Here is a 26,118-nt window from a genome sequence, read left to right as displayed (position 1 = left end):
AGATATTTAAAGAAAACTGTTTCAAAGAGATATTCTTTTAAGGAAGTTAAAAGTTTTTTTTTGCATTTAAAAACTTATAATAGGTGCGAAGCACCATTATGAAAAGTATGGGAAGCGATTCTGGAGCAAAAGATACTGGTGGGAATTCTCGAACAGCAGGTAAAGTTCAGGAAGGAATTTCTGAAAAGATCTCAACACATGCCCGAACAGAGAAAGAGTCTACAAAAGTTGTCATTATAGGAGGGGGAGCCTGTGGGATGGCAGCTGCAACTAAAATTCGAAGGCAGAGCGATTTCAATATAATTGTACTTTCATGTGATTCTCACACCGCTTACAGTCACTGCGGAATCCCCTTTGTTCTGGGAAGGGAAATCGAAAATTTTGAAAAACTGATTGTAAAGCCTCCCGATTTTTTCAGAGAAAACAAAATAGATGTGAGGCTGAACGAGAAAGTAATTTCAATAGATCTGACAGGGCAGGTTATCCTGACAGGGGAAGGGATCTATCATTTTGACAAGCTGGTAATTGCCACGGGAAGCCTGCCATTTATATTACGAAAAAGCCAGGCAAATATTATGCCTTACGGAATTTTTACGCTCAGGACTCTTGCTGACGGTATGCTTTTTGGAAAAGCACTGGAGACTGCCCGGATAGTCTGCATTGTAGGCGGAGGCACGATAGGGATCGAGTGTGCTTCAGCTCTTACAAGAAGGGGGATTAAGACCATCCTCATAACCCGAAACAAAGACCTGCTTTCCAGGCAGTTTGATTCAGATATGTCTGCAATTGTCAGGGCACAGCTTAAAGCGCTGGGCGTGGAAGTTATCACAGGAGAAACTGTACTTTTACCTGAAAATTTCTGGAAACAAAAAACCATACTTGTAAAGGACAGGCAGTTTCCTGCAGATCTTGTACTCCTGGCAACAGGCGTAAAACCAGAAACCTGCCTTGCCGAAGAAGCAGGAATAACTATTGGAAAAGCAGGAGGAATAGTCGTAAATGAAATGCTTCAGGTAAAGACAGGAGAGAAGTTTCTACCCAATGTGTACGCAGGGGGAGAATGTGCTGAAGTTACCGATCTTGTGACCGGAGAACAGAGGCTAAGCCAGCTGGGCACAACAGCACGGCATATGGCAGACGTAATAGGAAACAATATAACAGGCAAACATTCTACTTTCGGCCCTCTTGCCGATCCCTGGGTAGCCATTGCCGGGAACCTGCAGTTCGGAGGAGTAGGACTCACATCAGGAGAAGCGGAGAGGCAGGGAATAAAAGTTGTAACCGGCTTTTCCCGGGGACGCACAAGAGCTTCTTACTATCCGGGGCGAAAAGACCTCTACGTAAAACTTCTTTTTAAAGGCAATTGCCTTGCAGGAGCGCAACTCGCAGGAGGAGAAGGTATAAAAGAAAGAATTGATGCCCTTTCCCTTGCGATAAGAAAGAAAACAACAGTAAAAGACCTTCTTAGCCTTGAGACCTGTTACGCCCCTCCGGTTTCCATGCTTGTTGATCCTCTCATTCCGGCTGTAAAATCTGCAGTCAGAAATATGCGAGAAATTAAAGCAAATGAAAAGAGTCCAGATGAGAAATTAGATTAAAGACACAGAAGTCACAAAGTGAAAATAAATTGAAAAAACTAAGTAAAAACAAGGTGAAAAGCTGAGTGGAGAGCTGAGCGAAAACTGAAGAAAAATCAGGCGAAAAACTGAATTAAAAGTTAAGTGAAAAGCCGGCTTAAAAGTTAAGTGAGATACAGGGAGAGGGAAATTGATAGAAATTGACGGTTCTTATGGAGAAGGGGGCGGACAGTTAGTCAGAACCGCTGTTGCCCTTTCTGCGGTTACTGGAAAAGAAATAAAGGTTACGAATATAAGAAAAAATAGGCCAAACCCAGGCCTGAAACAGCAACACCTTAAATCTCTGGAAACTGCAGCAAAGATATGCGGGGCACAGGTTTCAGGACTTTTTCCGGGTTCTTCGGAGCTATTTTTCTCTCCAATAGAAATAAAGGGAGGCAAGTACGATATTGACATAGGAACCGCAGGAAGCATAACCCTGCTTTTGCAATGCATTATGCCAGCCTTGCCTTTTGCAAAAGAAAAGGTTGAGTTAACAATTAGAGGTGGGACTGACGTTGCCTGGTCTCCTACAGTGGACTACCTTCAGCATATAACTCTCAGGGCACTTGAACAGCTAGGATACGTGGGCAGCGTAACCCTGAGAGAGCGCGGTTACTATCCCAGGGGAGGAGGAAATGTCTCGGCTATTTTTAAGCCCTGCAAACTTCATGGTTTTCATTTCCGGAAGACAGAAGAAAATGAAAAATTCGGGGAAAAACTGGTAGGTGAAGAAGGTTTCGAAGAAGAGAGCCAGAAAAGAAAAATTATAGGAGTTTCACACACATCGAATCTTCCAGCCCATGTACCTGCTCGCCAGGCTGAAGCTGCTGAGTCCCTTCTTCTTGAAGCCGGATATGGCTCACGGATTGATGTCCAGTCACACGAATCGTTTTCCACAGGAAGCGGGATAACTCTATGGACAGGTTATTGCGGGGGAAGTGCTCTCGGAGAGAGGGGACTACCTGCTGAAAAAGTGGGCAGGCGCGCTGCAGAAGAAATTATTGCAGAACTCAGAGCAGGAGCTGCTGTGGATATGCATCTGGCAGACCAGTTGATCCCGTATATGGCACTTGCAGGCAACAGTTCTTACACGGTGCGCGAACTGACCTTGCACGCGGCAACAAATATCTGGGTCACAGAACAGTTTCTCAATGTGAAGTTTAGAATAGAAGAGAAAGAAGGCCTTTTTGAAGTCTCAGTAGATGGATAAAAAAGAAAAAAAATGAAAGAAAACCAGCAGAAAAATTAGCAAAAAAATATGTGAAAAAAATCGTGAGAGAATAAGAAAAATGGTAACAAGAAATTAGTCCTCGAGTACAAACAGATACTCAGGAGGTATCTTTTCTGCAAGTACGATGTAATCTGTTGCAAGCTTCAGAGAAATTCCGTCTTCCTGAGCTCTAAAGGCATCAACCTGAAGGATCACAGGACTTTCGGTATGAATCAGGGCAACTTCAGCTGCCTTTTCATATGTAGTACTGAGATGTACATAGCGCTGTTTGATAGGGAAAATTCCGTTCTCAAGCAGGACATCGACCTCCTCAGGGCTTGCTCCATAGTATACGTACGGAGTATCACTTTCTTCGTAGTCAAGATTGACGTCAACGGAATGTCCGTAGCGCGCTCTGATCATGGATCCGCTTATCTGATATCTTCCCTTTTCATCAGACTCCACAAGGGCATAAAGGTATTCTTTTCTCATCCAGTTGTAACGCTTTTTCATAACCTCACAGAAAACGTTAAGGTCCACCCAGCCGTATTTATCCATTCTAACCCCTGCAGATGCCGGGAAGTGTCGGAGAGTGCCTGATACAAACCTGCCAAGCTTTTCTTCTCTACCATCATCCAGCACGTATCTACCAGGGCGTTTACACTGCTGACAGCTGCCTCCTCTAAAATAGCCGTGCTCAGTGCATTTTCGAATCATGATATCACGTACATAATGAAACTTTACCATAAATAAGGTTTTGTTTTAATTAACTTTATTTCTTAAAACTGGTTTTTGAAAAGAGAATTTTACGTCTTACTTTAAAAATTCTGATTCTCTACATCTAGGCTATCTTTCAGGCATTATTCGTGCCTGCCGTCTTCCCAAGGGCTTTGTAGAGAAGGGGCAAAAGTAGCTGATAAAACCAATCCCTGAGAGCAGGTAGCCTGCATAGATCAGCTTTTCATTTTCAAATGGATCAAGCATGCGCATTATTAGAAACTGGATTGCGGGATTTATAGCATAAATGATTCCTATCCAGAAGGCACTTGCTCCAAGTTCCCGGAGGGAAAGCCTGCAGAAAACAGAAAGTGCAACAGAGAGATGAAAGTATGAAAAGCAGGTTCATTCTTACCCCTACTAGGTCTGCAGTGAAAAAATCTGCCATCCAGCCGAGAGATCCCAGAGAAATAAACCTTCCCAGACTCTGCTTTTGATAATGGACATAGGCTATAAGGGCTCCCGGAGGGATTCCAACAATGAAACCGGCTAAAGCTCTTGCAAGCATGAGAGTGGAAGGGTCGGTGGCAAAGACCTGAAATAAAAAAAGAGACTACAGCAAATCCAAAACCTCCAAGAAGTACCGTACGCAGGTGATGGAAGTCAGCAAGCCTTCCGAAAATAAAAGAAAAAAGAAGGGTTGTTGCAGAATAGATCCCCACTATAAGCCCGATCTCGACATAAAACACTTAAGGTACTCACTCTCAAGATGGTTTCTCAGCATATAAAATCTCATTTCCTGGTAGAATACTTTCACCCTGCATACGGTAATCTTTAGTAAGACACCTTACATACCGTATCAAGGGATCTTTAAGAAGTAACAATCTTTAAAGAATGACCGGAAAAGAAGCAGACTTACCAAATAATATTTAATTTTCAGGGATATTCTTATTATGCATTAGCGAAAGGACGTATAGGATCTGGTTATTCTCATACGAGATTAAGAAATATTTTACCTGAACTACCTAAACTTAAAAAATAATGATCTTAATTTTATATCAAATCTTGTCCTGAAATATTTCAGGTTTCCAAAACGATTAATATCTTATATTCCGCATCTTCAAAACAATTCACGTCTTGAGATAAAGCTCACATTAACGTTCCTTCAGGGACGAACACCTGATGTTTAAGGCAAGCTAACTTTTAAGGCAAGTACATATACTGAAGAAAGCATCACCAAGCATTGAAAATAGGGATCAACGATTCAAGGGAGTAACATGACCGATATTGAAAGTATTTATAAGAAGCTCAGCCATGTCATAAGTAGAGAGGATTTCCTGCAGCGTACACAGGAAAAGGTCGAGAACATGGGAGGACTTTGTGATGAGGCTATGGCTGCCATGCTGGTCGCTAATGAACTCGGATTCTCGGATGCTGGCAGAGACAGTATAAAAATAGAAAATATTACCCCAGAAAGCGGACCTGTTAATTTTATTGCAAGAATTATTTCGGTTTTCGATATTAAAGAGTTCACACGGAATGACGGGACCATAGGCAGAGTAGGAAACCTTATCGTTGGAGATGAGACAGGGAAAGTAAAGTTAACACTCTGGGACAACATGGCAGACCTGATTAAAACCGGAAAAGTAAAGGTAGGACAAACCGTTCAGGTTAGTGGATTTGCAAAGCAGGGATACTCCGGAGTGGAAGTTAACATCGGCAACAATGGAGTCCTGACCGAAAGTGAAGAAGAGGTTGATGTGGTTTCGAGCACCCAGAAAATAAAGGACATAAAAGATGGCATGGGAGACCTCAACCTTACCGGAAAGGTACTTGAAATTTCTGAAGTCAGAACCTTCCAGCGTAAAGACGGCAATAGTGGAAGGGTGGGAAACCTGATGCTCGGAGACGAGACAGGTACACTCAGAGTAACCCTTTGGGATGAAAAAACTGATTTTCTAAATCAAATTGAGTATGGGGATACTGTTGAGCTCGTCAATGCTTACGCTCGGCAAAATGCCTTTACCCAGAAAATTGAACTGCAGATAGGGAATCGGAGCATAATCAGGAAAAGTGAAAAGAAAGTAGAATATGAGGAAGAATTCACCCCTGTTGCAGACATAAAAGCTGACATGAATAATATTAATGTGTCAGGCAGAGTACTTGATATCTCAGAAACCCGGACTTTCGAGAAAAAAGATGGATCTGCCGGCAGAGTAGGGAACATTCTTCTTGGAGATTCTACGGGCAAAATAAGACTGACGCTCTGGGATGAAAAGACCGATTTTCTTGAAGAAATTGATTTTGATGAGACTGTTGAAGTTCTTAATGCCTATTCCCGAGAAAACACTTTCAGCCAGCAGGTTGAACTCAGTCTTGGAGCCAGAGGAATAATTCAAAAAAGCGAAAAAAAGGTTGAGTACAGAGAGAAATTTACTGACATAGCCGATATTATACCTGGCGAGAGTTATTCTGTACAGGGAAAGATTTCCGAGGTCGGAGAACTAAGGGAGTTTGAACGAGAAGACGGAACCGAAAATGTGGTCGCAAACCTGCAGCTTAAGGACGAAACAGGCAGCGTCCGGTTGACGCTCTGGGGAGAACAGGCCTATGTGATAGAAGACCTGGATATCGATTCCGAAATACAGATCATTGACGCATATGCCAGGTATGGACTGAACGAAGAAATTGAACTGAGTGTCGGAAACAGGAGTAGAGTGATTATTCTCTGATTATTTCCTGTTTTCCACTTGTTTAAATATTCTCATTATCTTATGGCTTATTTATTATAACTCTATTAATCTGTTTATTTATTTTTTCCAGTTATGTTTTTATCTTCTTAATCTATATTTTCTGCCTTTTACTGTTTTTATTTATTTTATATCGGCTTTTTACTTCTATTTATTTTTCTACCTATTTTTTGCTGAATAACTATCGGATTCTGTTTATGTTTTTACTTGATGTCCTGGTCTGGACTTTGCTGAGTTTGTCAAATTTTTCTTTTACTTTTATTTGATTTCTGTATTTTTATCTACATTTAGACCCTACTTGATTTCTTTTTTGTTCTTTTCAAGAAATATTGGTAGTCTTAAACCCGATATTTTACAAACAAAAAAGTAGGAAAGTAAGTTCCAGTGGAAATATAGGGGTTTGAAAAATTTCCTGTGAGAAAAAACAATAGCATTCTAAATATAATTAAGGATATTTTATTATTTATAATATTTTTTTCAAAAGTATATTTTCCTTCTGCTACTTCTCCCTAATATTTTTTCTAGATAATTCAATATTTTTCATTTTGAGCAAAAATCTCCAGTGGAAATGAAGGGGTTATGAAAAAATTCTTACCGGACTTTTAGAAGCCCCTTGAGAAGAAAACAATGAATCTTGTCTTAAAAAAGAGTTTCTGCGCCTGCTTTGAGCAAAATTAAGATCTCTACTAAAAAGAAATGCCGTTATCATTATGTACCATTGACTCGTATATATAAGTGCTATAAAGACGTCCGAAAAGTTTTGGGAAAAGCATTGGGAAGATGAACTAAGGGAGCAGACAAAATAATACATTTAAACGATAGGCTCCATTGGAACTCCAGTTTTCGAAAGTTACGTTTTTGGTCTTTGTTAAGAATAAAATTTAAAGTAAGCTTGAATGTTTTCCCAGGGAAACTGTAAGCTTGAAAAGATTTGTATTGTAACTTGCGGGTTTAGAGACGCTGAAAAATAAAGGGGGAACGTCATTCGATGGTAGATGATCCTAAAAGGGATACAGATACTGACAGGGGGAGAGATATTGATATTCACAGGGCGGCTAGCACTACGAGTGAAATAGATGCCGATAGAGCGCGAGGTTCTGGTATTCATAGTAGAGAACTTGAAAGAGAGATCTCGGTTTCTGAAGTCATGAATAAAGCAGTTATAGTAATGGATATCGAATCAAACATTCCTTCTATTGCAAAAGAAATGGCAAGTCGTGATGCAGGAAGCGTTATCATCACGGAAAATGGGAAGGCAATGGGGATCATAACTGAAAGAGATCTCGTAAAAGGTATCGTTGCAGAAGACAAAAGACCAAGTGAAGTGAATGCGAGCGAAGTTCTTTCCAGTCCACTGATAACTGTGGAACCTGCAACCAGCGTGATTAAAGCTTCGCAGATCATGTTGAGAGCCAATATAAAAAGACTGCCAGTTTTAGAAAATGATACAATAGTCGGAATGGTCTCAAATACGGATATTTTAATGATAGCACCCGGGCTCAACACTGTCCTCAAAGATCTCATTGACATGAACCGGGAAGCTCTCCTTTCCATTCCCTCAATTGAAGAAATTTCAGAGTCAGAAGAATTCAGTACAGGAGTATGTGAGTCGTGCAATGTTTTTTCATATGATCTTAAGTTTGTGGACGGCAGATACCTATGCGGAAATTGCAGGCAGGAGGAAGGAGAGGATTACGAGTGATTCACAACATAAGTGAGTTTACAATCAGGAGTGAATTGTAAGCTTGAGATCTTGGCTTTCAAATTATCTGTTTTAAAGAAAAAATAGGAAGGTAAACAATGAATGTCAGCGAGATTATGTCAGAAGGGCCCGTAAGTATCAAAGAAGGGGAATTTGTAACTCACGCCCGCCAGCTGATGCGTGATCACTTTCTTCGGGGTCTTATTGTTGTTGATGAGGGAAACAGACTTGTGGGAATGTTAAATGACCAGGATATCATGAATGTCACGTCCACGCGCTCAAATGTCACAGTCAGCGGGTATGCTAGACAGTCCCCCACGATAACTCCAGATATGGATGTCGTGAAAGCTGCAAAGTTAATGGTGCAATCGAAACAGAACAGAGTTCCGGTTGTCAAATCAACAACAGACCGTACTGTTATGGGAATTCTCAGCGATGTGGACATTCTCAGAAACGCGGATCTCCCCAGAAATGTTTCTAAAACAATTGAAGCCATTATGACAAAAAAAGTTAAAACCTGTTCACCTGACGAAAGAATTTCCAGAGTCTGGAATTATATGATAGAGACAGATTATACAGGTATTCCAGTAGTTTCAAAGAAAGGAGATCCCATCGGAATGATAACAAGAAGGGACATAATTAAATCAGGCATTTTAAGGATGTCTATAGAAGATGAGAGGGCAACAAGGCCAAACGAAAGTCCAAAAGTTGAAAGGATTATGTCCACTCCTGCTTACACTCTTTCAGAGAATGACTCCATTAAAAGTGCGATTGAAATGATTGTCCAGCGTGATATAGGAAGAGTAACTGTAGTAAACGAGCAGGGTAAAATATCCGGAATAGCTGACAGGCAGGATCTCCTTGAGTCCATAGTTAAAGGGTGGACCGAATAATCTTAGGCACAAAAGGTAAAAGCTAGGTTCTAGCACAAAAAGATTATAACGATTAAAGATTATAATTGATAAAGATTACAGATTGACAAACAAAATTAAGTGTCCAAACAGTAAGTGTTCAGAAAGATTCGAGAGAAGATTGCTTTGCAAGACTTTGTTTGTTTCCAGCACTAAGCATGAGTCCGAGGTATGACTGCAGCCTCAGGGAAAAGTTCCTGCTAAATGCAGGTAGAGGAAAAACGGAAGATGAAAAAAAGCAATTAACGGCAACTCGATTCGGTGATCCTATTGAACAAAAATACGACATTTGTACCAGTCGAAAAAATGAATGTTCAGCCGAAACTGAACAAATCAAACAAAAAAGCACAGCATAAAGATCCATACATGACCAGCAGCATGGGCACAATGAGAATGGGTCCAAGCTTTAAATCCCGAATTTCAGAACATGAGGGAAAAATTCTTGGTCTGGCAACAAGAAATGTAGTAACCCTCCCTCCTACTGCAACTATCATGGAAGCAATTAAAATTATGACTGAAAGGAGATTCAGGCGTATCCCGATCACAGATGCAGGAACAGGGAGACTGGAAGGAGTAGTTACTTCTGTTGATATTATCGATTTCCTGGGAGGCGGCAGAAGGAACCTCCTTGTCGAAAACCGTTTCAAAGGCAACCTTCTGGCAGCAATAAACGAAGAAGTACGGCAGATCATGGATACTGATGTTGCATACATCTATGATCAGGCAGATTTTAAAGAAGCCGTTACAACAATGCTTGAAAAGAGGACCGGGGGCCTGCCAATAGTAAATAATGATATGCAGGTCGTTGCAATCTTTACCGAAAGAAACGCCGTGGAACTGCTGGGCGGGCTTGTGACAAATAAAACTGTTGATGAGTACATGACCAAAAATGTCACAATGGTAACGACAGATACTCCCATAGGACAGGCAGCAAAACTAATGGTACAGAACAGGTTCCGAAGGCTTCCTGTGGTAAAGGACGGAATCTTTGCAGGAATAGTTACTGCCTCAGATATTGTTCATTTCCTTGGGAAAGGAGATGCATTCAGCAAACTCACAACAGGAAACATTCATGAAGCTCTGGACCAGCCAGTAGGTTCCATTGTTTCGAAAGAACTGATCTGGACCAGCCCTGGCACAGATATGGGGAAAGCTATGGAAATCATGCTCGAGAAAAAAATAGGTTCGCTTCCAGTTCTGGAAGAGGGAATGCTACGAGGTATTATTACAGAGAGCGATTTCCTGCGCGGTTTTGACTTTTAACAGAAGTTTCGATTAGGCTCGAAATAAAATTTGGTAAACCGGAAAAGACTTCTGCTAAACCAGAGAATCTTCACTAAATCAAAAAACTTCTGTTAAACCAAACCAGAACTGATAAGCCAGAATTAACCCGGAATTCATAAAAAGAAACTCGGGTTCAACTTTATTAAAAGGTTGGAAGGAGGTAAACTTCTTAGCTGGACAGACCAATAAGTTCTGTATTCTGGATATTTCTGTATCCTGGAGCGTAGCTGGTCTCAAAGTAGAGATTCAGGACAGGTTCTCTCAGGGCGCGTTCATTAAAGCAAGTTCCTTAAGACCAATTCCTCAGGCTACTGTCGCTTCAACGGTTAAATGTCGTATGAACTTGGCTACAACCATTCAGAACCATTCGATCCTTCAGGATTGATGCGACACTAGAGACAAATTCTCTTCAACCAGCTAATATTTCCTGATACCCTGAAACTCCATACTAATATTAAACAACGTATGTGATTATGAGTAAAAAAAGGAGACATATATTGATAACTTATTGACATTTAAATTGAAATGTGAAATAAAAAATTCAACATTTACACCTGATTCAAAAACTATAACTATTAATACTTATATATTGTAAAAATGAAGGAGGTATTCAATGAATGTGGCGGACATCATGAGTTCACCTGTATATATTATAAATGCAGATGAACCCGTGTCACATGCAAGGAATCTGATGTTAAGACACAGAATCAGTACATTGCTTGTCCTCAACGAAGGCAAAATGGTGGGAATCGTCACGAAATCAGACATCACCAACCGTCTGGCTCAGGCAGAACCTCTCTGGAGGAGACGACCGATAGACCAGATCCCTATAAAGTTGCTGATGACAGAGTCCGTAATCACCATTTATCCCGAGGCCTCCATTTCCCAGGCAGTTGCCTTGATGCTTGAGAACGGAGTGCACAACATCCCTGTAGCAAAAAACGATATCGTAGGTATTGTCACCAGGACAGATATCGTGCGCTATATTGCCGAACATGCAGACGAAATAGAGACTAAAATCCCCAGACTGATGACCGAGGATGTCATTTCTGTTCACAGGCACCACACAATCAACCATGTCATAGACGAACTGAATAAAAATGAGATTGAGAGAGTAATCGTTAAAGACGATGCCGGGAAACCTGCCGGAATGATTTCAAGGAGAAGCCTTGCCTTAAATCTCTTAACTGATAACGAAGGAAAACTTTCAGTAAAAAGTATCAAGATGACCCGGAAGTCCTCACCTGGAGGTCAGAAAACTTACAGGTACGTAAAAGAAGTACCCTTAACGGCAGAAGATATCATGGTTTCTCCAATAATGTCAATTGATATAAACGAGAAAATTAGCAATGCTGCAAAACAATTGATTGAAGAAGGAATAAATGCCCTACCTGTCAGTGATGGTGAAGAAATAGTAGGAATACTGAGCAGGACCGATATTATGAAAGCTATGCTCTGAAAAAACGCTCTGAAAGTGAATTGAGAGATAAATTCGGTAATATTAAAAGTGAAAGAGGGGCAAAATACCTTTAAAAAAGTAAAAGCTATTAAATTATGATAGTAAAAATTAATTGTGATAGTAAACCTACGGTGATAGTAAATCCACGGCTAGAACTATACGGAGGTATATACGGTAGAAAAGAACGAAAAAGGATGGCTGAAAGTAAAAGAAGGATGCAAAAACTTAGAAAAATGGATGTATTAAAGGTCTGAAAGATCTAAAGGTCTGAAAGATCTGTAAAAACGCAAGAATATCTGTAAAAACGTAGATTGCGGAGAATTGAAACTAGAACTCTGGATACGCATGAGGTGAAATGCATGCAAGTTAAAGATATAATGGTACAACCACACAGGATTGATAAGTCAGATACCATATCTCACGCCCTTGATCTCATGGAAAAGAAAGATACAAAACGCCTGCTTGTAGTCCATGATAACCAGGTACTCGGAGTGCTTACCATGAGAAGTCTGACAGAGCAGCTCGGAACTCGAAGGAAACAGAGCAAACCCGCATCCTCTTTGCATGTTGCAACAGCCGTATCCGACAACTTTGTGAAGGTTTTGCCAGATACCGATACTAAAGATGCCCTTACCCTGATGAAAAAGAAGGGAGGCGTGATCATCGTCACTGATAACGGAAACGCAATGGGCTGGGTGACCCCACAGGAGTTCATGAAAGCAAACCGTTTCACAGGCTTTGTGGGGGAAGTAATGGAAAAGTACCCGATTACTGTCAGTCCATCAGACCGTGTGAGCCATGCCAGACGCCTTATCCTTGATAAGAATGTGGGAAGGTTGCCTGTAATTGAAAACGGAAAACTTGTAGGAATCGTTGCAGAAGATGATATCGCTTTTGCGATGCGTTCTTTCAGGGATCTTGTAGCTGATAACCAGCAGGACTCCAGAATTAAAAACCTGCTTGTTGGAGACATTATGACTCGCAGCGTGGTCAGCGTGCACACCAACACTCCTCTTTCAGATGCGGTTAACAACATGCTGGAATACGATGTTGGAGGTGTTCCTGTCCTCAATCTGGAAGAAGAGCTGGTTGGTTTTCTCGCACGCAGGAACGTCATAAATACAATTCAGGAATGACATAATCCAGGAATAAACCTTAGAGGGAAAAAAGAGAGGGGAAAAGGTCTGCTCCTTAAGGGACAGGCCTTCCTGATTTTTAAACGTTGCCTGTTTTGCCTGTTATAATATTTCCTGTTATTTGTCGTCGATTTTCATGAATCTAAAATCTTTTTGGAATGATCTTTTTAGAATAATCTGCTTAATAACCTGTTTAGAATGACCTGTCTCCGCCAAGTAAGCCTCCCAGTACGCCACTGCCACCAATGCCAGTCTGTTCGTCCCGGTTGCGTCCATAGGCAGAGGCCGCAAAAATCCTGTCTGCAAGACGCGAGAAAGGCAGGCTCTGCATGTAAACTGTGCCCGGACCCGTCAGGGTAGCAAGGACAACTCCCTCTCCACCAAAGAGGGCATTTTTAAAGTCTTTTGACCATGTTATGTCATAAGTTACGGACTCGGTGAAAGCTGCCACGCAGCCTGTGTCAACTTTGTAGGTCTCACCCGGAGCCAGATCCTTTCTTATAACAGTGCCTCCGATATGGATAAAAGCCAGGCCGTTACCCCTCAGTCTCTGGAGAATAAAACCTTCGCCACCGAAAAGCCCTGCTCCGAGTTTACGGGTAAAAGCCAGTTCAACTTCCACACCCCGGGCAGCACAGAGAAAAGCATCCTTCTGGCAGAGAATACTGCCTCCAAACTTGGCAAGGTCAAGGGGGATAATCTTGCCCGGATAAGGAGCCGCAAAAGCTACATGCCCCTTTCCGGAACCTTTGTGAGTGAAGCTTGTAATAAAGAAGCTTTCACCTGTCAGAGCTCTTTTCAAACCTTTTTTCAGACCTCCCAGGAGTCCGCCACCTTCGTTTCCCATACTGGTCTGCATCTGGATTCCGGGTCCCATATATGCCATAGCCCCGGCTTCTGCCTGAACAGCCTCGCCTGGATCAAGCTCAATCTCAACGATCTGCATCTCACTGCCAATAATCTCGTAGTCAATTTCGTCAGCCATTTTGTAACCTCTTGGCTTACATTAAAATTAAAATACAGAAGAAATTAGAAGCCACATATTTAAAAAGATATTTGATAGACTGGATATTCTTTATAAATCAAAAGGTTTCTTGTGGATTGACCTGTTCCAAAACCACATGAGAATGATAACTTATTTCACGTCCGAAAACAGATAAACAAGTATGAATAAAGGGGAAAATGGGGAAATAGATCCTGACTTTGTTGCGCGGCTAGCTCACTACCTAGGGTTTGACGAAGGGAGGGTTCAACATCTTTTCGAAAAAAACTACTTTGCCAGGAACTGGGGAAAACATGACTATCTGTTCCGTTTCGATAAAGAAATTTCTCATATAGAAAGAGGAACAGTACTTTACGAAAAAGGGGATTCTTTTGAAGTAATTATGGGTTTTCCCAAAATTCGGAGAGCTATGGTACTGGACCCCACTATAAAAAAATATTTCAGCGGGCTTGAAAAGGTAGCTGTTGAAGAAAAAATGAACGGGTATAATGTAAGAGTTGCAAAAGTAAAAGGCGAAATCCTGGCAATTACCCGCAGCGGTTATATCTGCCCTTACACGACTGAAAGGGCAAAAGAGAAGCTTGACCTGAGGTTTTTTGATGATTTTCCTGAACTTGTGCTTTATGGAGAAATGCTGGGCCCTGACAACCCTTATGTCCCAAAAGAGATCTATGGCATTGAATCCGTGGAGTTCTATATCTTCGATATCCGAGAAAAAAACAGCGGCAACCCTCTTTCAATAAGCAGGAAGCGTAAAATTCTGGAAGAATATAGTTTTTTGCAGGTTGAATGCTTTGGAGAATTTCCCCTTCAGACAGCCGCAGAAGAAATTGCTAAAGTAGTCCGGAAACTTGGGGAAAAAGAGCACGAAGGTGTAGTAATAAAAGACCCTGAGATGATTCTTGCCCCCCTGAAATATACCTCATCCCAGAGCAACTGTTCGGACCTCAGGCATGCCTTCAGGTTCTACAATGAAGCAGGCAGGGATTACATGCTCTCAAGGATTGTTAGAGAGGGATTTCAGACAGTTGAATGGAATGAAAATGAAGCTGAGTTCAAAAAGCGCTATATGCAGCTTGGAGAAAGCATCTTGAACCCACTAAGAGAGTCAATAAGGAGTGTAAAGGATGGGAAGAGACTCTATGAAGAAGCCAGAATCAGAGTAAAGGAACTCAAAACCGCCACAGAATTTGGGAATTATCTGAAAAGGCTTGGGATTGATGCAATTTTTGAAGAGCCGCAGCCGATAGGAAACGAGTACCTAATAATTATTAAAAAAGTGAATAAGAGCACCAATGATAAAACTCAGGCAATCCTAGAAGGAGAGTTTTGGTGACAGGGTTTACCCGTCCATAAAAGTTATTTCTGTCTATTTAGATGTTTGTGACTATGTTAGATATTTTTACTAGTTTTGGATATTTCTAACTATTTTTGATTGACTGCTTTTTTGATTGACTTACTTTTCTTAAGTGGTTTACTTTTTCTAGATTAGTTTTTTCAAATTCAAACTATTTCTACAATTGAATGACAGACAATGTTAACTCTAAACTAAAAAAATAATTCTATTTATTGCTACCGGTAATTGCTTGACAGTTTCTTCAGGGCAGGGAAGAGTTCATCGGATAAAAAATATCCCGATAATCCTCTCCACCGAAAAATTAGAAGCTCCTTATCCTCTTATTTCACCAGAGCAATGCGATTATTGGGTCCTGGAGAAACCGGAGAGAAAGCCCCGAGATAACTGACCAGGGCATCCATATCATGAGGCCCCCCTGTCCTATCGATACCTTCCTTCAGGACAGAGAAATTATCGCCCCCGTCAGCCAGAAAACCGTTCACTGTTATGCGATAAAAGCCATTAGGATCAAGAGAAACGCCGTTGATTTTTATACTGGAGATTTCGACCTTCTTACCTGTAGGAGCGCTTTCGTTCCAGGCATAGCTGAAGCCCTTTGATACCTGCAGTATGCGTTTATCTCCAGGAGAGGGATTATCGAACTGTTGCTCCAGCAAAGCGTCGATCTGAGTGCCGTTCAAAGTCATTGTGATCAAGCTGTTCCCAAATGGCTGGACACTGAAAACTTCACCATAGGTGACCTGACCAAGCAATTCCCCATCGCTCAGTTGATCATATACCAGGTCAGCACGAATGCCACCTGGATTAGTAAAAGCTACCACGTCACCTCCATAACTTGAGTTAGAGGTAGCATAAAGCTGGGCATCGGCTACGATATTGCCCAGAGAGGATTCGCCTGAATCGTTAGCTTCTATTGTAATATTGTCCGTGATATTTCCAACTACCCGATTAGCAAGAGGTGCGGCCAGAGACTCATATTCCTTGACCAGCTCAACTACCTCTGAATCTTTAGGCACATCTCTGGATACTATGATGTTTCTGGCCCTTCCCTTGACCACATCATGAGTCTCGTTACTTATTACCAGATCGATATCTGTAAGCATACTACCTGCTGAGCCAGCCTCTGTAACTATTCTTCCATCAATAACAGCATTGTAGGCTTTATGAGTGTGACCAGTTACGAAAACATCTACTTCATCGTCGGTAGCTGTGACAATATCTACAATAGAGCCTGTCATGTTCAGGCTTTCATTATATAGTCCCTCCTGGGAGCCTCCTTCATGAATGATTACTATTATGGTTTCTACACCCATATCCTTCAGTTTCCTGACGTATTCATTAATGGTTTCAGCTTCATCCAGGAACTTGAGTCCTTTCACTCCAGAAGGTATCACTATGGACGGCGTATCTTTCAAGGTCACTCCAATAAATCCTATGGGCACTCCCTGGACGTAGGTAACATTATAGGCAGGAAATATTGTAGTGTTAGTACTCTCATTAACTATGTTCGCAGCCAGGAACTGGAACTGTGCTCCTTCAAATGAGGAGTTACCGAAGCAGCCATCTATCGGGTGGCACCCACCATTCTGAATGCGCATAAGCTCGTCTGGTCCTTCATCCAGTTCGTGATTGCCTACAGCCGAAAAGTCCAATCCCATAATGTTAAGAGCCTTTATTGTTGGCTCATCATGGAATAGGGCTGAGATAAGTGGACTGGCACCTATAGAACCTCCAGCTGAGACTACGAATGTGTTTTGGCTCTCAGAGCTTAATCTTTTTATGTGGGTGGCCAGGTACTCCGCGCCCCCAGCCTCGACAGTTATGGGTGCACCTGTCTCATTATAATCTACAACTATCTTGCTGGTGGGTGGTTCAAGCTGGCCATGGATATCATTGATGGCCAGGATCTGGATCTCTGTCGTACTTCTTTCAGGCTCTGAGACCTCCAGGCAACCCAGTGGAGCCAGGATGACAAGCATCATCATGCATAACTTAAGGCCAAAGTAGCTATTGGCTTTAGTTATTAAACAATTAAAATCTTTTGGCAAATTAATCCCTCTTTAAGCTCTCAATTGAGCAATCCAAAAACTCGAACATTAATATAATCTTTATATATTTCTTTATTTATTAAATGCGTTTTTATACAAAATGTGCTGTACTGCAGCAGTAAAATCTGTCAAATAAGGATTTTATTCCAGAAAATACTATACAATTTCATGGTTGAAACGAGAAATCAATAGTGTTGAACCTTTAACCTTTTGAAAAACATACTTAACTGAACTGTCTATTGTGGTTAATTTTGGATCTCAATGCATACGTCATGTACTTTTCATTACGCAAAGTTTTGCAAGGAGGACTGTACATCCCTCTCAGATAACAAAGCCTGAACCCAAAGCCTGAACCTCAGATTGCCTAAGAAATTTTAAGGTGAAACTTATTGTCAAAAATATAAAATGTTTACGATTGTATACCTTTTACCCAGGCTTGGCAGTAATCTTATCAGTTACAATATTACGTTCTCAATGATCTCCCTAGTAATCTTTGAAAAATCCCAAGGACTCAAATCTACATTAATAACCCTTCTATGCAGGTCTTTAATTTTTGCACAAACTTCTATGGAAGTCCGTAAACCTGACAGAGATCCTTAAGGATAGAACTAAACATGCTTGACTTCTGTCAACAGATCTTCTGGAATCTTTTCTATCCAATCTGTGAAGTTTTACATTGCCTGAAGGTAAAGTTTTTAGTGTTAGTTACAGGATGAAGGATGTAAATTCAATCTATGATTAATGGATCGTCCACCGGCTCACTTTCTTTCAATTAAAAACCACTCAACAAGTGTATTCAACAAGTGTATATATCACTTTTAGCAGTAAAATACAACCCGATATAGTTATACCAGTTGCAGATACAAAATTAGCAAAAGCTCTAATCCAAAACCTGTAGTTTTAAAACCTGTAGCTTTAAAGAGAATCATAAAAAGATTTATGGGAAAGTTATGAATTTAAAAAAACCGTTGTTAGAGAAATAGTATTTTTCGAGAAATAGATTAGATATGAAACTTAATTGATCTTAAAGATTCAATTAATCCTTCACTAAAATAAACTCAATAATCTGAAAATACTCTCATAAATATCATTGATTTAGAAAACATCGATTCAGAAAAGGGACTCACCATGGTAAACGTTGCAATTATAGGGACAGAAAAAAGTGGCAGGACTTCTCTTGCCGCAAATCTAGGGAGAAAAGGAACATCCTCCGATATAACGATGTACAACAACGATAAGGAAAGCCGTAAGATGGTTTTTGTGGATGCTCACAGCTACCCGAAAACCCTTAAATCTCTGGTTACGGCACTGAATATTTCCGATCTGGCAATCCTGTGTATTCCTCCTCAAGGCCTGGACGCACACACCGGAGAATGCATTATTGCCCTTGACCTGCTGGGTTTTAAATATGGAATCATTGCCCTGACAAGGTCGGACAGCACGCATATGCATGCGGTTGATGAACTGAAAGCAAAGTTAAAAGTGATCACTGCAGGAACTGCACTTCAGGACTGGGAAGCCATTTCCATCAATACAAACAAAAGTGCAAAGAATCCTTTTGAAGGTGTAGATGACCTTAAAGCCAGGATCAATGAGATGGCAGAGAGAATAGAAGCAGAACAGGCAGAACTTAACAGCCTTCCTGCAAGAATCTTCATAGATCACGCTTTCAATGTGACAGGCAAGGGATGTGTTGTCCTGGGGGTTGTCAAACAGGGTACATCAAAGGATAAAGATAAGACCAAAATTTTTCCACTTGACAGAGACATTGAAATCCGGTCTATCCAGAGCCATGATGTAGATATCGACAGAGCCCCGACAGGCACGAGAGTTGGGATGCGCCTAAAAAATGTCCAGGCAAAGGACATAGAGAGAGGTTTCATTATCTCGGATAAAGAAATCGTAACTACTGACTATACCCTGGAGTGTACCATCTCAAAATTTACAAAAAAGATAGAGCCTGCAAGTGTACTTCACCTTTTTGTCGGGCTTCAGTCCGAGCCTGTGCGCGTTGAAAAAATTCTGGTTGACGGAAATGAAGTAAAGGAAGCAAAGCCAGGAACTACCTGCGTACTGGAACTTTCGGGAAACAAAAAGGTTGCCTATAGCAAAGAAGACCGGTTCCTGCTTGCAAACCTTGATCTGACCCAGCGCTTTGCAGGTTACGGTTTTTCGAAGTAAGAAATTTGAAGTGTAACTTCCAAAATGAGATAATTTCAAAATGAGATAAAAAGGAGCCGGACTAGAAGACGTAAAATTAAAACTGCCTGATGAAAAAGGAATAAATGCAGAAGGAAAGAATATGGATCAGGAGACAGACAGGACCCTTTATGGAAGGATTTTTCACAGGAACATTTGCTGGCAGCGCTCTTACGAAAGAGTGGAAGGCGAAGAAATCGTAATGGCACTTTATGGAAGCCTCAGAGACGGACTGCATAACAGTCGGCGCTTAAACCTTCCAAACAAGTCTGACTTTCTAGGGATGACAAGAATCAAGGGGTATGCCCTTTACTCCCTGGGTCCTTACCCTGCTGTCTACCCGGCGGATGACAGTTTTGTGGTTGCAGAAGTGCGCAGGTTTTCAGGAAAACAGCAGCTTGAGGTTGCAAAATCCATTGATTATATGGAACTTTTTGGCGGGTACCACAGGGAATATGTTGACCTTGAAATGGAGCAACAGAAGGTAAGAGGCTTCATCTATGTCTACGATGAAAAACCCGAAACTGAAGTAATCGAGCATGGCGATTGGTTCAGATACCTCAAAGAAAAAGAGCTGTCTGAGTGAAAGAACTGAAAAAATAAAAGAGAAATCAAAGAGAAATTATACCTGCATGAAGGGTTCCCAATATTCGGTAAACTATTAATAGAGAATCTTAAAAATATTCAGCAATGAACAACAACTGAAACATTCTGTTTTATTAAAAGGTGTTAACGATTAATCGTAGATATAGAGTTACGGTCAATCGCAGATATGAGAGTCCGTTGAGAGTTTGAAAGGAGGGCTCGTTTATGAATTTTACAGATATTATCGAATTTATAAGAAAACCGCAAATTTATGCAGAAGGAAATGCTGTTATGTGGACAAATGACCACATTTCAAAGCAGTTGTTGGAAGTTCATTTGAACCCGGATATTGACCTGGCAAGCCGGAGAAGGGTGAGTATAGAGAGTACTGTAGACTGGATTTTAAATTCAGTCAATCTGGAAAAAATGAATATTCTTGATCTGGGATGCGGGCCGGGATTATATGCTGAGCTCATGGCAGAGAGGGGACATAAAGTAACGGGTATTGATTTCTCAAAGAATTCAATCAAATATGCCAGAAACGAAGCCATAAAGAAAAACCTGGATATAGAATACACAAACCAAAATTACCTCGAACTGCATGAGGAGAATAAATATGATCTTGTAATGATGGTCTTTACTGACTTTGGTGTCTTAATACCGAAAGCGAGAAAGACATTATTGCAGAATGTTTATAAGGCTTTAAAACCTGGCGGAACTTTCATTTTTGACGTTCTGAGCGATAAAAATATCGAAATGAAAGTTGCTGAGAAATCCTGGGTAATAGAAGAGCGTGGCTTCTGGAAAGACAGACCACACCTGATTCTTTCGGACTCTTATTATTATCCGGAAGACAAAGTTATATTGTACCAGCACATCGTAATCGATAATTCTGACAATTTCGATGTATATCGTTTCTGGACTCACTTCTTTACATCTGATGACCTGAAGAAGGTGCTGGTACAGGAAGGCTTTGAAAAAATCGAGTGTTATGATAATGTCTTGCCGGATATCGATCTATGGAATGGAAATAACGTTATCTTTTGCAAGGCAATTAAAAAGTAATTTCGATATGTTCTTCGGATGAAGCAATTATTTTGAGAATACCGGGAGAAAAGTAGTTTAAAGGAATTAAGAAAAACGGGAAATAGACCCAAAAGGGAAGTAGAGCCTCGAAAACTTATAGTTTTCTTAAGAATTCGAGGCTTTTGACCCCTTCTTCGACTGAAGTCATTTCAGTAACAAAGATCCCTTTATAATTTGAAAGCTTTCCCATAACATGCTTCCAATCTATGGTACCTTCTCCGAGAGGAAGATGTTCGTCTTTTTTTCCCATATTATCATGGATATGTATATGGGAAATCCGATCTCCGAGCTGATCCAGAAACTCGTCTATAAGTCCAACAGTACTTGCATGCCCGACATCAAAGGTAAAACCCACATTATGACTCCCGACAGCATCGAGCATTTCCTCCATTTCATCAGGGTATTTGCCAAAGATTTTAGGAAGGTCCGGCATGTTCTCAACAGCTATAAGAACCCCGAGGTCAGCTGCAAAGTCACATAATTCCCGGATAGAGGCAAGGTTTGTCATATAGGCTTGCTGCGGGACCTGTACCCCATAAGGAGAGAGATATCCGGGATGTACCACAGCCAGATTCACATAATTAGAGGCAAGGGTCAGGTAATGCTTCATCTGCCTGAGGACTTCCGCACGGATAGAGTCGTTCAGCCCTGCAAGGTTCATGTCAGAAAAAGGCAAGTGAAGGGTTAGTTCCAGGCTGGTGGTATCATAAATGTTCTTAAGGTTCTGAACGGTCTTGCTGCTCAGGCATTGGGATCCCTCCTGTACGATTTCCCAGCCCGTGTATCCGTGGTCTTCGAGCGTGTATGCCCATTTGAAAGGATCTTCAACTACCGCTCGCGATGAAAAACTGATTCTATGCAGCTGCATGTGACAATTCATCCCCTTTAACTCATCTTTTAACTAGCCCTTTTATCAATCCTTTTAATCAATCTTTGATTAACATAAATTTGGAGTGGGAATTAAAATATAGTTAACCAAACTTCCTAAAGTTAACTAAGCTTCATATGACTGGACTTTGAAATTTCAGCCCCTTTCTACATAGTCCATTCCCACTTCAACAAGCGGTACCCCTTCTTCGGTAATAGGTAGAAGCCACTCAAAAAGCCTTTCCATTTCCTCAGAAGAATCTGCCCTGATAGTCACTTCAATGGACCCCAGGGGTTCTTCTTCAGCAGGGACGCTGGGGACTCCAACAAAAGCTGCCTGCTTGTTAAGTAAAAAACTAACCGAAAGCCCTTCGCTGGACAATCCTTTATTGAAAACCTTGTTACGGATACTATCTATAATTTGTTCCCTGCGAATAAGTCCGTGCAGGGTATACAGGAGGTCAAGCCCTCCCTCACCTGTAATATGAAAAAAGGGAGAAACTCCTTTTTCAGGTTCCTTTGTGTCAACATTTTCTTTTTGAAGTTCTATTCCTGTAAAAAGATCTGAAACCGCTTTAATAACCTTTTCAGGATCTTCCGTAGGATATACGGTTGCTGAAATCTTTACACTTATCATGAGTGTGCTCCGCTCGTAATTTCAAACTTTGTAGTTTTAAACTTTATGACTTCAAACTTTTAATTTCAAATTTTGTATAGTTTCAAACTTCATAGTTTCAAACTTACTATTTCAGACGCTATTGTTCCAGAAGGTTTTCAGTTGAATTGTGATTTTTTGGCATTGCTGAACATGATCCTAAATAGTTCCTCAGGACTTCGGTAACATCTTTTATGAAGGTCTCAAGTGTGAAGTTATTTTCGATTTCCACATTGGAAGCATTTATGGCTTCTCCCATGCCCCAGCTGAGTTCTCTTTCATCCCTTTGGCGAAGACCTTCGATACTGTTCATATCGTCGCTTCTTCCTCTTTTCTGAACTCTGGAGAAGCGAACTTCAATAGGAGCATAAATGGAGATCAGGATAAAGCCTTTTCCAAATTCCTTCCTGAAGCACTCGACTTCGGCAATCCCTCGTACACCATCCACAACTACAAGTTCCGAACCTGTTTCCCTTATCTGAGAAATACAGCGTCTAGCAACGGCATCCATGCCCTCACACTTGCGGAGGTCCGTTGCAACCATTCCGGTATTGGAATCATTGGGCTCAAGCCCGCGCTTCAATACTTCCTTCCGGATTACATCACCCATGATTATAACAGGAATGCCCATCTCGGCGGCAATCCTGGAAGCTTCGGATTTTCCCGAAGCTGGCATGCCTACGAACGCTATTATCTTCATCAAAAATTACCTTTTAAACCTGAATATCTGGATTTAATTATAAGCCTGAATGATAAATCTGAGTAAAAACTTCAATAAAGTTTTAGTATTAGTAAAGTTTTAGCATTAGTAAAGTTTTAGCCTCAATAAAGCTTTCAGTTATACTCTATAGGAATTTGAAGCTCGAGTTAGTACAAGATCATATTTCTGATAAAAACTTGAATAGTACAACATTGAACAATGTAAGTTTTGATAATGTAGATCCGTAACTGAAATACGAATTGAAATATGGATTGAAATGAATTGAAATGAATTGAAATATGAATTGAAACATACGTTATAATGATGCTAGTCAAACCACAGGATCATATATATTATTTCCTGAAAACTGAGGCTATTTTCTAAAAGATTGATGAGGAAATTTCTGGAAGAAAGGTTTGCAAAAAAACTTTTCGAAAATCATCTTAGAACAAGTTAAAAATACGCAGTGAAATGTAAGACTGCCTTATAATTTAAAAACTACCTTATAGAATCAAGAATTTGAGGAGTACGCAGAAAACAGAAAGGCTGGATTAGAAAGGTAATCCGACCTTTAGAGATTCATTTAAATACCATTTTGAAGATCGTTTAGAAAATGTTCATGAGAACATTTTGTTGAAGACGGAAGTTTTGAAATCTACAAGAGGTTTGAGCCTGTAGTCTTCAAGAAGTACTTTGCGAGTATTTTCTACAGGAACACTCAAAGAGATTTCTTTTGTCCTTCCGTAACGGCCTTTGCTTACTACCACGGCATTGACTATCCCGAGCATATCGAGTTCTGACATCAGGTCAGTGACCCTGCGCTGGGTAAGAATATCCACGTCTATGTGATGACAGAGCTGGCGGTAGACATTATACATCTCACCGGTTGTGACATTTTTTCCTTCTCTTCCCCTGTTTCTGAGCAGGATGATGCTGTAGAGCACAAGCTTGGATTGGGTTGGGAGGGTCCGCACAACTTCTACGACGCGGTCAATTTCGATCTTTTCCTGCGCACGTCTTACATGTTCTTCAAGAACTTGGGGCTGGTTTTCTCTTTCAGCAATTTCTCCCGAAACGCGCAGAAGGTCAAGGGCTCGGCGGGCATCACCGTGTTCCTGGGCCGCAAAAGCTGCACAGAGCGGAATTACCATTTCGCCGAGCACTCCATCGTTATAAGCCATTTTTGCCCGCTGCTTCAGGATATCGCTGATCTGCTCGGCATCATAAGGCGGAAAGATCAGTTCCTCTTCGCCCAGGGAACTTTTGACTCTGGGATCCAGAAACTCCGTAAATTTGAGGTCGTTAGAAACCCCTATCATACTGACCTTAGCTTTCTTGAGATCGGTATTGATCCTTGAAAGGTTATAGAGGACGTCATCGCCTTTCTTAATCAGCTTATCAATTTCGTCCAGAATGATGATAATGACCTGGTCTCTTGCATCGATTGCTTCTTTGAATTTCATGAAGACCTGATCCGTAGGCCACCCGGTCATAGGGACCTCTTCTTCGAAATGCCTGGCAAGATTTGCAAGAAGCCTATACTGAGTATCGATTACTTCACAGTTAATATAAACAACAGAACAGAAAATTGACTTGTCTTCACTTACTCTTTCAAGTTCTTTTCCTACGTACCTTGTCACAGCAGTCTTTCCTGTTCCTGTTTTTCCGTAAATCAGGACATTTGAAGGAGTCTCTCCCCTGAGTGCGGAAACCAGAATAGTTGCAAGGCTGTTTATCTGATCGTTCCTGTGTAATAATAGGTCCGGTGTATAAGAAGGTCGAAGAACTTCTTTGTTTTTGAAAATTGACTTTCCGTCAAGTAATTTTTCGAATAAGCCGTCTAATGATTGAGCTTTTATCATGAATGACCCTCTTCATAAAAGTTATAATATTACAGATGTAACAAATTAAGGTAATTTATACGAACAACTAACAATTAATATACATATTTGATATACAAAGTTAATAAGCTATTTAAGAAGATTAACGAGTTGTAGAACGTCTTTTTCCTTTCCTTAATTTCAAATTTGATGTTTTAATTTTCAGTTTAGTCTCTTAGCTTGCTTTCTAATTTAATCATTTAGTTTCGTTTTTCAGTTCTAGTTTTTAGTTTATTTTAAATTTTTAGCTTATTTTCAGTTTATTTCTTCAGTTACATCTTCTCAATGTTAATTCTTATTTTTGGGTTTTAATTCGGTCCCATTTGTTGAAGTGAACTTAAACGTTGAAATTTCTGCTCAGGGAGCTAATTAATTCCATACATCCAGATGAGGGAGAAAACTGCAGAGCTTAATCAGATAATTAATTTTACTTAAATTCTTAATGTTTAAGTCACTTTTTTGAAGTTCTTCGAGCAGTTATTCTCATTTTTAAGTTCTTCTCATTCTGAGTTCTGGATACCTGAAACTTAAAACGACACCCAAACGTGACAAAGATATTTTGAAAGCTTTAACTGTCAATTTTCAGATTGTCTTTCGTTTTTGGTTCTCAGTAATTCCAGAGACCCGGGTTATTATTTTTCTATAATCTCGATAAGTTAAATGTTAAAGGTGACAGATTCACAAAGGGAGATGGATAGATAAATGCATGTTTATTAAAGTTAATGCCTGAAATTTTTATTTCCGGCGGACAGGAGACACGCTGAAAAGTCAGTTGCGCACTTTAGGGCATCTCTTAAGCCTTGGGTAAATCTATGTTCGGAATATTCTTTAGCTAAAAATTTAGATTAAATTTGTATATAAACATCTGATTTTAGGGTACATTTGCAGTAGATGCAATGGAAGTACAGGGTATTAATAGTTATGGTGAAGACCCCTGCATTTCCACTGGA

General features: G+C 40.6%; 20 protein-coding genes. 13 read left to right on the top strand and 7 right to left on the bottom strand.

Translation table 11 applies throughout. The features are described 5' to 3' along the window. The first annotated feature begins 107 nt into the window (after positions 1-107). Positions 108-1,598 (top strand): FAD-dependent oxidoreductase, encoded by a 1,491-nt coding sequence (locus MSHOH_RS00100; RefSeq protein WP_048142915.1) that lies wholly within the window; start codon positions 108-110, stop codon positions 1,596-1,598. Between the two features lie 169 nt (positions 1,599-1,767). Continuing rightward, the gene (rtcA, locus tag MSHOH_RS00095) at positions 1,768-2,829 is read left to right on the top strand and encodes an RNA 3'-terminal phosphate cyclase (RefSeq protein WP_048136612.1); all 1,062 of its coding nucleotides are present in this window, start codon (positions 1,768-1,770) and stop codon (positions 2,827-2,829) included. A gap of 93 nt (positions 2,830-2,922) precedes the next feature. On the opposite strand, the gene MSHOH_RS00090 is transcribed toward rtcA, so the two are convergent. Next, the gene (locus MSHOH_RS00090; protein WP_048136611.1) at positions 2,923-3,546 is read right to left on the bottom strand and encodes an RNA 2'-phosphotransferase; all 624 of its coding nucleotides are present in this window, start codon (positions 3,544-3,546) and stop codon (positions 2,923-2,925) included. Between the two features lie 1,277 nt (positions 3,547-4,823). On the opposite strand from MSHOH_RS00090, the gene MSHOH_RS00080 reads away from it, so the two are divergent. From MSHOH_RS00080 to MSHOH_RS00055, 7 genes are all read left to right on the top strand, one after another. Continuing rightward, positions 4,824-6,278, top strand: a complete 1,455-nt coding sequence (locus tag MSHOH_RS00080) for an OB-fold nucleic acid binding domain-containing protein (protein WP_048136610.1) — start codon at positions 4,824-4,826, stop codon at positions 6,276-6,278. Positions 6,279-7,284: 1,006 nt separating this feature from the next. Then, on the top strand, positions 7,285-7,998 hold the full coding sequence (locus MSHOH_RS00075; RefSeq protein WP_082089177.1) for a CBS domain-containing protein: 714 nt from the start codon (positions 7,285-7,287) through the stop codon (positions 7,996-7,998). Positions 7,999-8,096: 98 nt separating this feature from the next. After that, positions 8,097-8,891, top strand: a complete 795-nt coding sequence (locus tag MSHOH_RS00070) for a CBS domain-containing protein (RefSeq protein ID WP_048136609.1) — start codon at positions 8,097-8,099, stop codon at positions 8,889-8,891. Between the two features lie 279 nt (positions 8,892-9,170). Continuing rightward, entirely contained in the window at positions 9,171-10,172 is a 1,002-nt protein-coding gene (locus MSHOH_RS00065) for a CBS domain-containing protein (RefSeq protein WP_048136608.1), read from the top strand. A 634-nt stretch (positions 10,173-10,806) separates the two neighbouring features. Next, positions 10,807-11,652: a CBS domain-containing protein gene (locus MSHOH_RS00060; protein ID WP_048136607.1), complete on the top strand. Its 846-nt coding sequence runs from the start codon at positions 10,807-10,809 to the stop codon at positions 11,650-11,652. 95 nt (positions 11,653-11,747) lie between these two features. Then, positions 11,748-11,906: a hypothetical protein gene (locus MSHOH_RS24155; RefSeq protein ID WP_162197591.1), complete on the top strand. Its 159-nt coding sequence runs from the start codon at positions 11,748-11,750 to the stop codon at positions 11,904-11,906. Positions 11,907-12,011: 105 nt separating this feature from the next. Continuing rightward, positions 12,012-12,788, top strand: coding sequence for a CBS domain-containing protein (locus MSHOH_RS00055; protein WP_204245367.1), 777 nt, complete (start codon positions 12,012-12,014; stop codon positions 12,786-12,788). Between the two features lie 193 nt (positions 12,789-12,981). On the opposite strand, the gene MSHOH_RS00050 is transcribed toward MSHOH_RS00055, so the two are convergent. Next, positions 12,982-13,773: a TIGR00266 family protein gene (locus MSHOH_RS00050; RefSeq protein WP_048136605.1), complete on the bottom strand. Its 792-nt coding sequence runs from the start codon at positions 13,771-13,773 to the stop codon at positions 12,982-12,984. Positions 13,774-13,954: 181 nt separating this feature from the next. Between MSHOH_RS00050 and MSHOH_RS00045 the strand changes: the two genes are divergently transcribed. Then, positions 13,955-15,127 carry an RNA ligase gene (locus MSHOH_RS00045; RefSeq protein ID WP_048136604.1) on the top strand — a complete coding sequence of 391 codons (1,173 nt, stop codon included), beginning with the start codon at positions 13,955-13,957 and terminating at the stop codon, positions 15,125-15,127. 341 nt (positions 15,128-15,468) lie between these two features. Here the strand turns inward: MSHOH_RS00045 and MSHOH_RS00040 are convergent, their stop codons facing one another. Beyond that, on the bottom strand, positions 15,469-17,196 hold the full coding sequence (locus MSHOH_RS00040; protein ID WP_158024005.1) for a bifunctional metallophosphatase/5'-nucleotidase: 1,728 nt from the start codon (positions 17,194-17,196) through the stop codon (positions 15,469-15,471). Between the two features lie 1,128 nt (positions 17,197-18,324). Between MSHOH_RS00040 and MSHOH_RS00035 the strand changes: the two genes are divergently transcribed. From MSHOH_RS00035 to MSHOH_RS00025, 3 genes are all read left to right on the top strand, one after another. Continuing rightward, positions 18,325-19,377 (top strand): selenocysteine-specific translation elongation factor, encoded by a 1,053-nt coding sequence (locus tag MSHOH_RS00035; RefSeq protein WP_048136603.1) that lies wholly within the window; start codon positions 18,325-18,327, stop codon positions 19,375-19,377. A gap of 121 nt (positions 19,378-19,498) precedes the next feature. Further along, positions 19,499-19,981, top strand: coding sequence for a gamma-glutamylcyclotransferase family protein (locus MSHOH_RS00030; RefSeq protein ID WP_048136602.1), 483 nt, complete (start codon positions 19,499-19,501; stop codon positions 19,979-19,981). 224 nt (positions 19,982-20,205) lie between these two features. Then, positions 20,206-21,045, top strand: a complete 840-nt coding sequence (locus tag MSHOH_RS00025) for a class I SAM-dependent methyltransferase (RefSeq protein WP_048136601.1) — start codon at positions 20,206-20,208, stop codon at positions 21,043-21,045. A gap of 115 nt (positions 21,046-21,160) precedes the next feature. On the opposite strand, the gene MSHOH_RS00020 is transcribed toward MSHOH_RS00025, so the two are convergent. The 4 genes from MSHOH_RS00020 to MSHOH_RS00005 all read right to left on the bottom strand — a co-directional run bounded on the left by MSHOH_RS00020 (position 21,161) and on the right by MSHOH_RS00005 (position 25,150). After that, positions 21,161-21,934 (bottom strand): sugar phosphate isomerase/epimerase family protein, encoded by a 774-nt coding sequence (locus tag MSHOH_RS00020; protein ID WP_048136600.1) that lies wholly within the window; start codon positions 21,932-21,934, stop codon positions 21,161-21,163. A gap of 156 nt (positions 21,935-22,090) precedes the next feature. Continuing rightward, positions 22,091-22,570 (bottom strand): RNA-binding domain-containing protein, encoded by a 480-nt coding sequence (locus tag MSHOH_RS00015; protein WP_048136599.1) that lies wholly within the window; start codon positions 22,568-22,570, stop codon positions 22,091-22,093. Positions 22,571-22,688: 118 nt separating this feature from the next. Next, a complete protein-coding gene (locus MSHOH_RS00010; protein ID WP_048136598.1) occupies positions 22,689-23,288 on the bottom strand; it encodes a dephospho-CoA kinase in 600 nt (199 codons plus the stop codon). A gap of 617 nt (positions 23,289-23,905) precedes the next feature. Then, positions 23,906-25,150 (bottom strand): ORC1-type DNA replication protein, encoded by a 1,245-nt coding sequence (locus MSHOH_RS00005; RefSeq protein ID WP_048136597.1) that lies wholly within the window; start codon positions 25,148-25,150, stop codon positions 23,906-23,908. Positions 25,151-26,118: the final 968 nt, after the last annotated feature.

It is taken from the genome of Methanosarcina horonobensis HB-1 = JCM 15518, assembly GCF_000970285.1.
Lineage (GTDB): Archaea > Halobacteriota > Methanosarcinia > Methanosarcinales > Methanosarcinaceae > Methanosarcina > Methanosarcina horonobensis.
This window is presented reverse-complemented; position numbering and strand designations above follow the sequence as displayed.

Excerpts from the sequence above, each read along its gene's own strand:
- MSHOH_RS00100 (WP_048142915.1), top strand. The coding sequence starts at position 108 with ATGGGAAGCGATTCTGGAGCAAAAGATACTGGTGGGAATTCTCGAACA.
- MSHOH_RS00090 (WP_048136611.1), bottom strand. The coding sequence starts at position 3,546 with ATGATTCGAAAATGCACTGAGCACGGCTATTTTAGAGGAGGCAGCTGT.
- MSHOH_RS00080 (WP_048136610.1), top strand. The coding sequence starts at position 4,824 with ATGACCGATATTGAAAGTATTTATAAGAAGCTCAGCCATGTCATAAGT.
- MSHOH_RS00075 (WP_082089177.1), top strand. The coding sequence starts at position 7,285 with ATGGTAGATGATCCTAAAAGGGATACAGATACTGACAGGGGGAGAGAT.
- MSHOH_RS00070 (WP_048136609.1), top strand. The coding sequence starts at position 8,097 with ATGAATGTCAGCGAGATTATGTCAGAAGGGCCCGTAAGTATCAAAGAA.
- MSHOH_RS00060 (WP_048136607.1), top strand. The coding sequence starts at position 10,807 with ATGAATGTGGCGGACATCATGAGTTCACCTGTATATATTATAAATGCA.
- MSHOH_RS24155 (WP_162197591.1), top strand. The coding sequence starts at position 11,748 with ATGATAGTAAAAATTAATTGTGATAGTAAACCTACGGTGATAGTAAAT.
- MSHOH_RS00055 (WP_204245367.1), top strand. The coding sequence starts at position 12,012 with ATGCAAGTTAAAGATATAATGGTACAACCACACAGGATTGATAAGTCA.
- MSHOH_RS00050 (WP_048136605.1), bottom strand. The coding sequence starts at position 13,773 with ATGGCTGACGAAATTGACTACGAGATTATTGGCAGTGAGATGCAGATC.
- MSHOH_RS00045 (WP_048136604.1), top strand. The coding sequence starts at position 13,955 with ATGAATAAAGGGGAAAATGGGGAAATAGATCCTGACTTTGTTGCGCGG.
- MSHOH_RS00035 (WP_048136603.1), top strand. The coding sequence starts at position 18,325 with ATGGTAAACGTTGCAATTATAGGGACAGAAAAAAGTGGCAGGACTTCT.
- MSHOH_RS00030 (WP_048136602.1), top strand. The coding sequence starts at position 19,499 with ATGGATCAGGAGACAGACAGGACCCTTTATGGAAGGATTTTTCACAGG.
- MSHOH_RS00025 (WP_048136601.1), top strand. The coding sequence starts at position 20,206 with ATGAATTTTACAGATATTATCGAATTTATAAGAAAACCGCAAATTTAT.
- MSHOH_RS00020 (WP_048136600.1), bottom strand. The coding sequence starts at position 21,934 with ATGCAGCTGCATAGAATCAGTTTTTCATCGCGAGCGGTAGTTGAAGAT.
- MSHOH_RS00015 (WP_048136599.1), bottom strand. The coding sequence starts at position 22,570 with ATGATAAGTGTAAAGATTTCAGCAACCGTATATCCTACGGAAGATCCT.
- MSHOH_RS00010 (WP_048136598.1), bottom strand. The coding sequence starts at position 23,288 with ATGAAGATAATAGCGTTCGTAGGCATGCCAGCTTCGGGAAAATCCGAA.
- MSHOH_RS00005 (WP_048136597.1), bottom strand. The coding sequence starts at position 25,150 with ATGATAAAAGCTCAATCATTAGACGGCTTATTCGAAAAATTACTTGAC.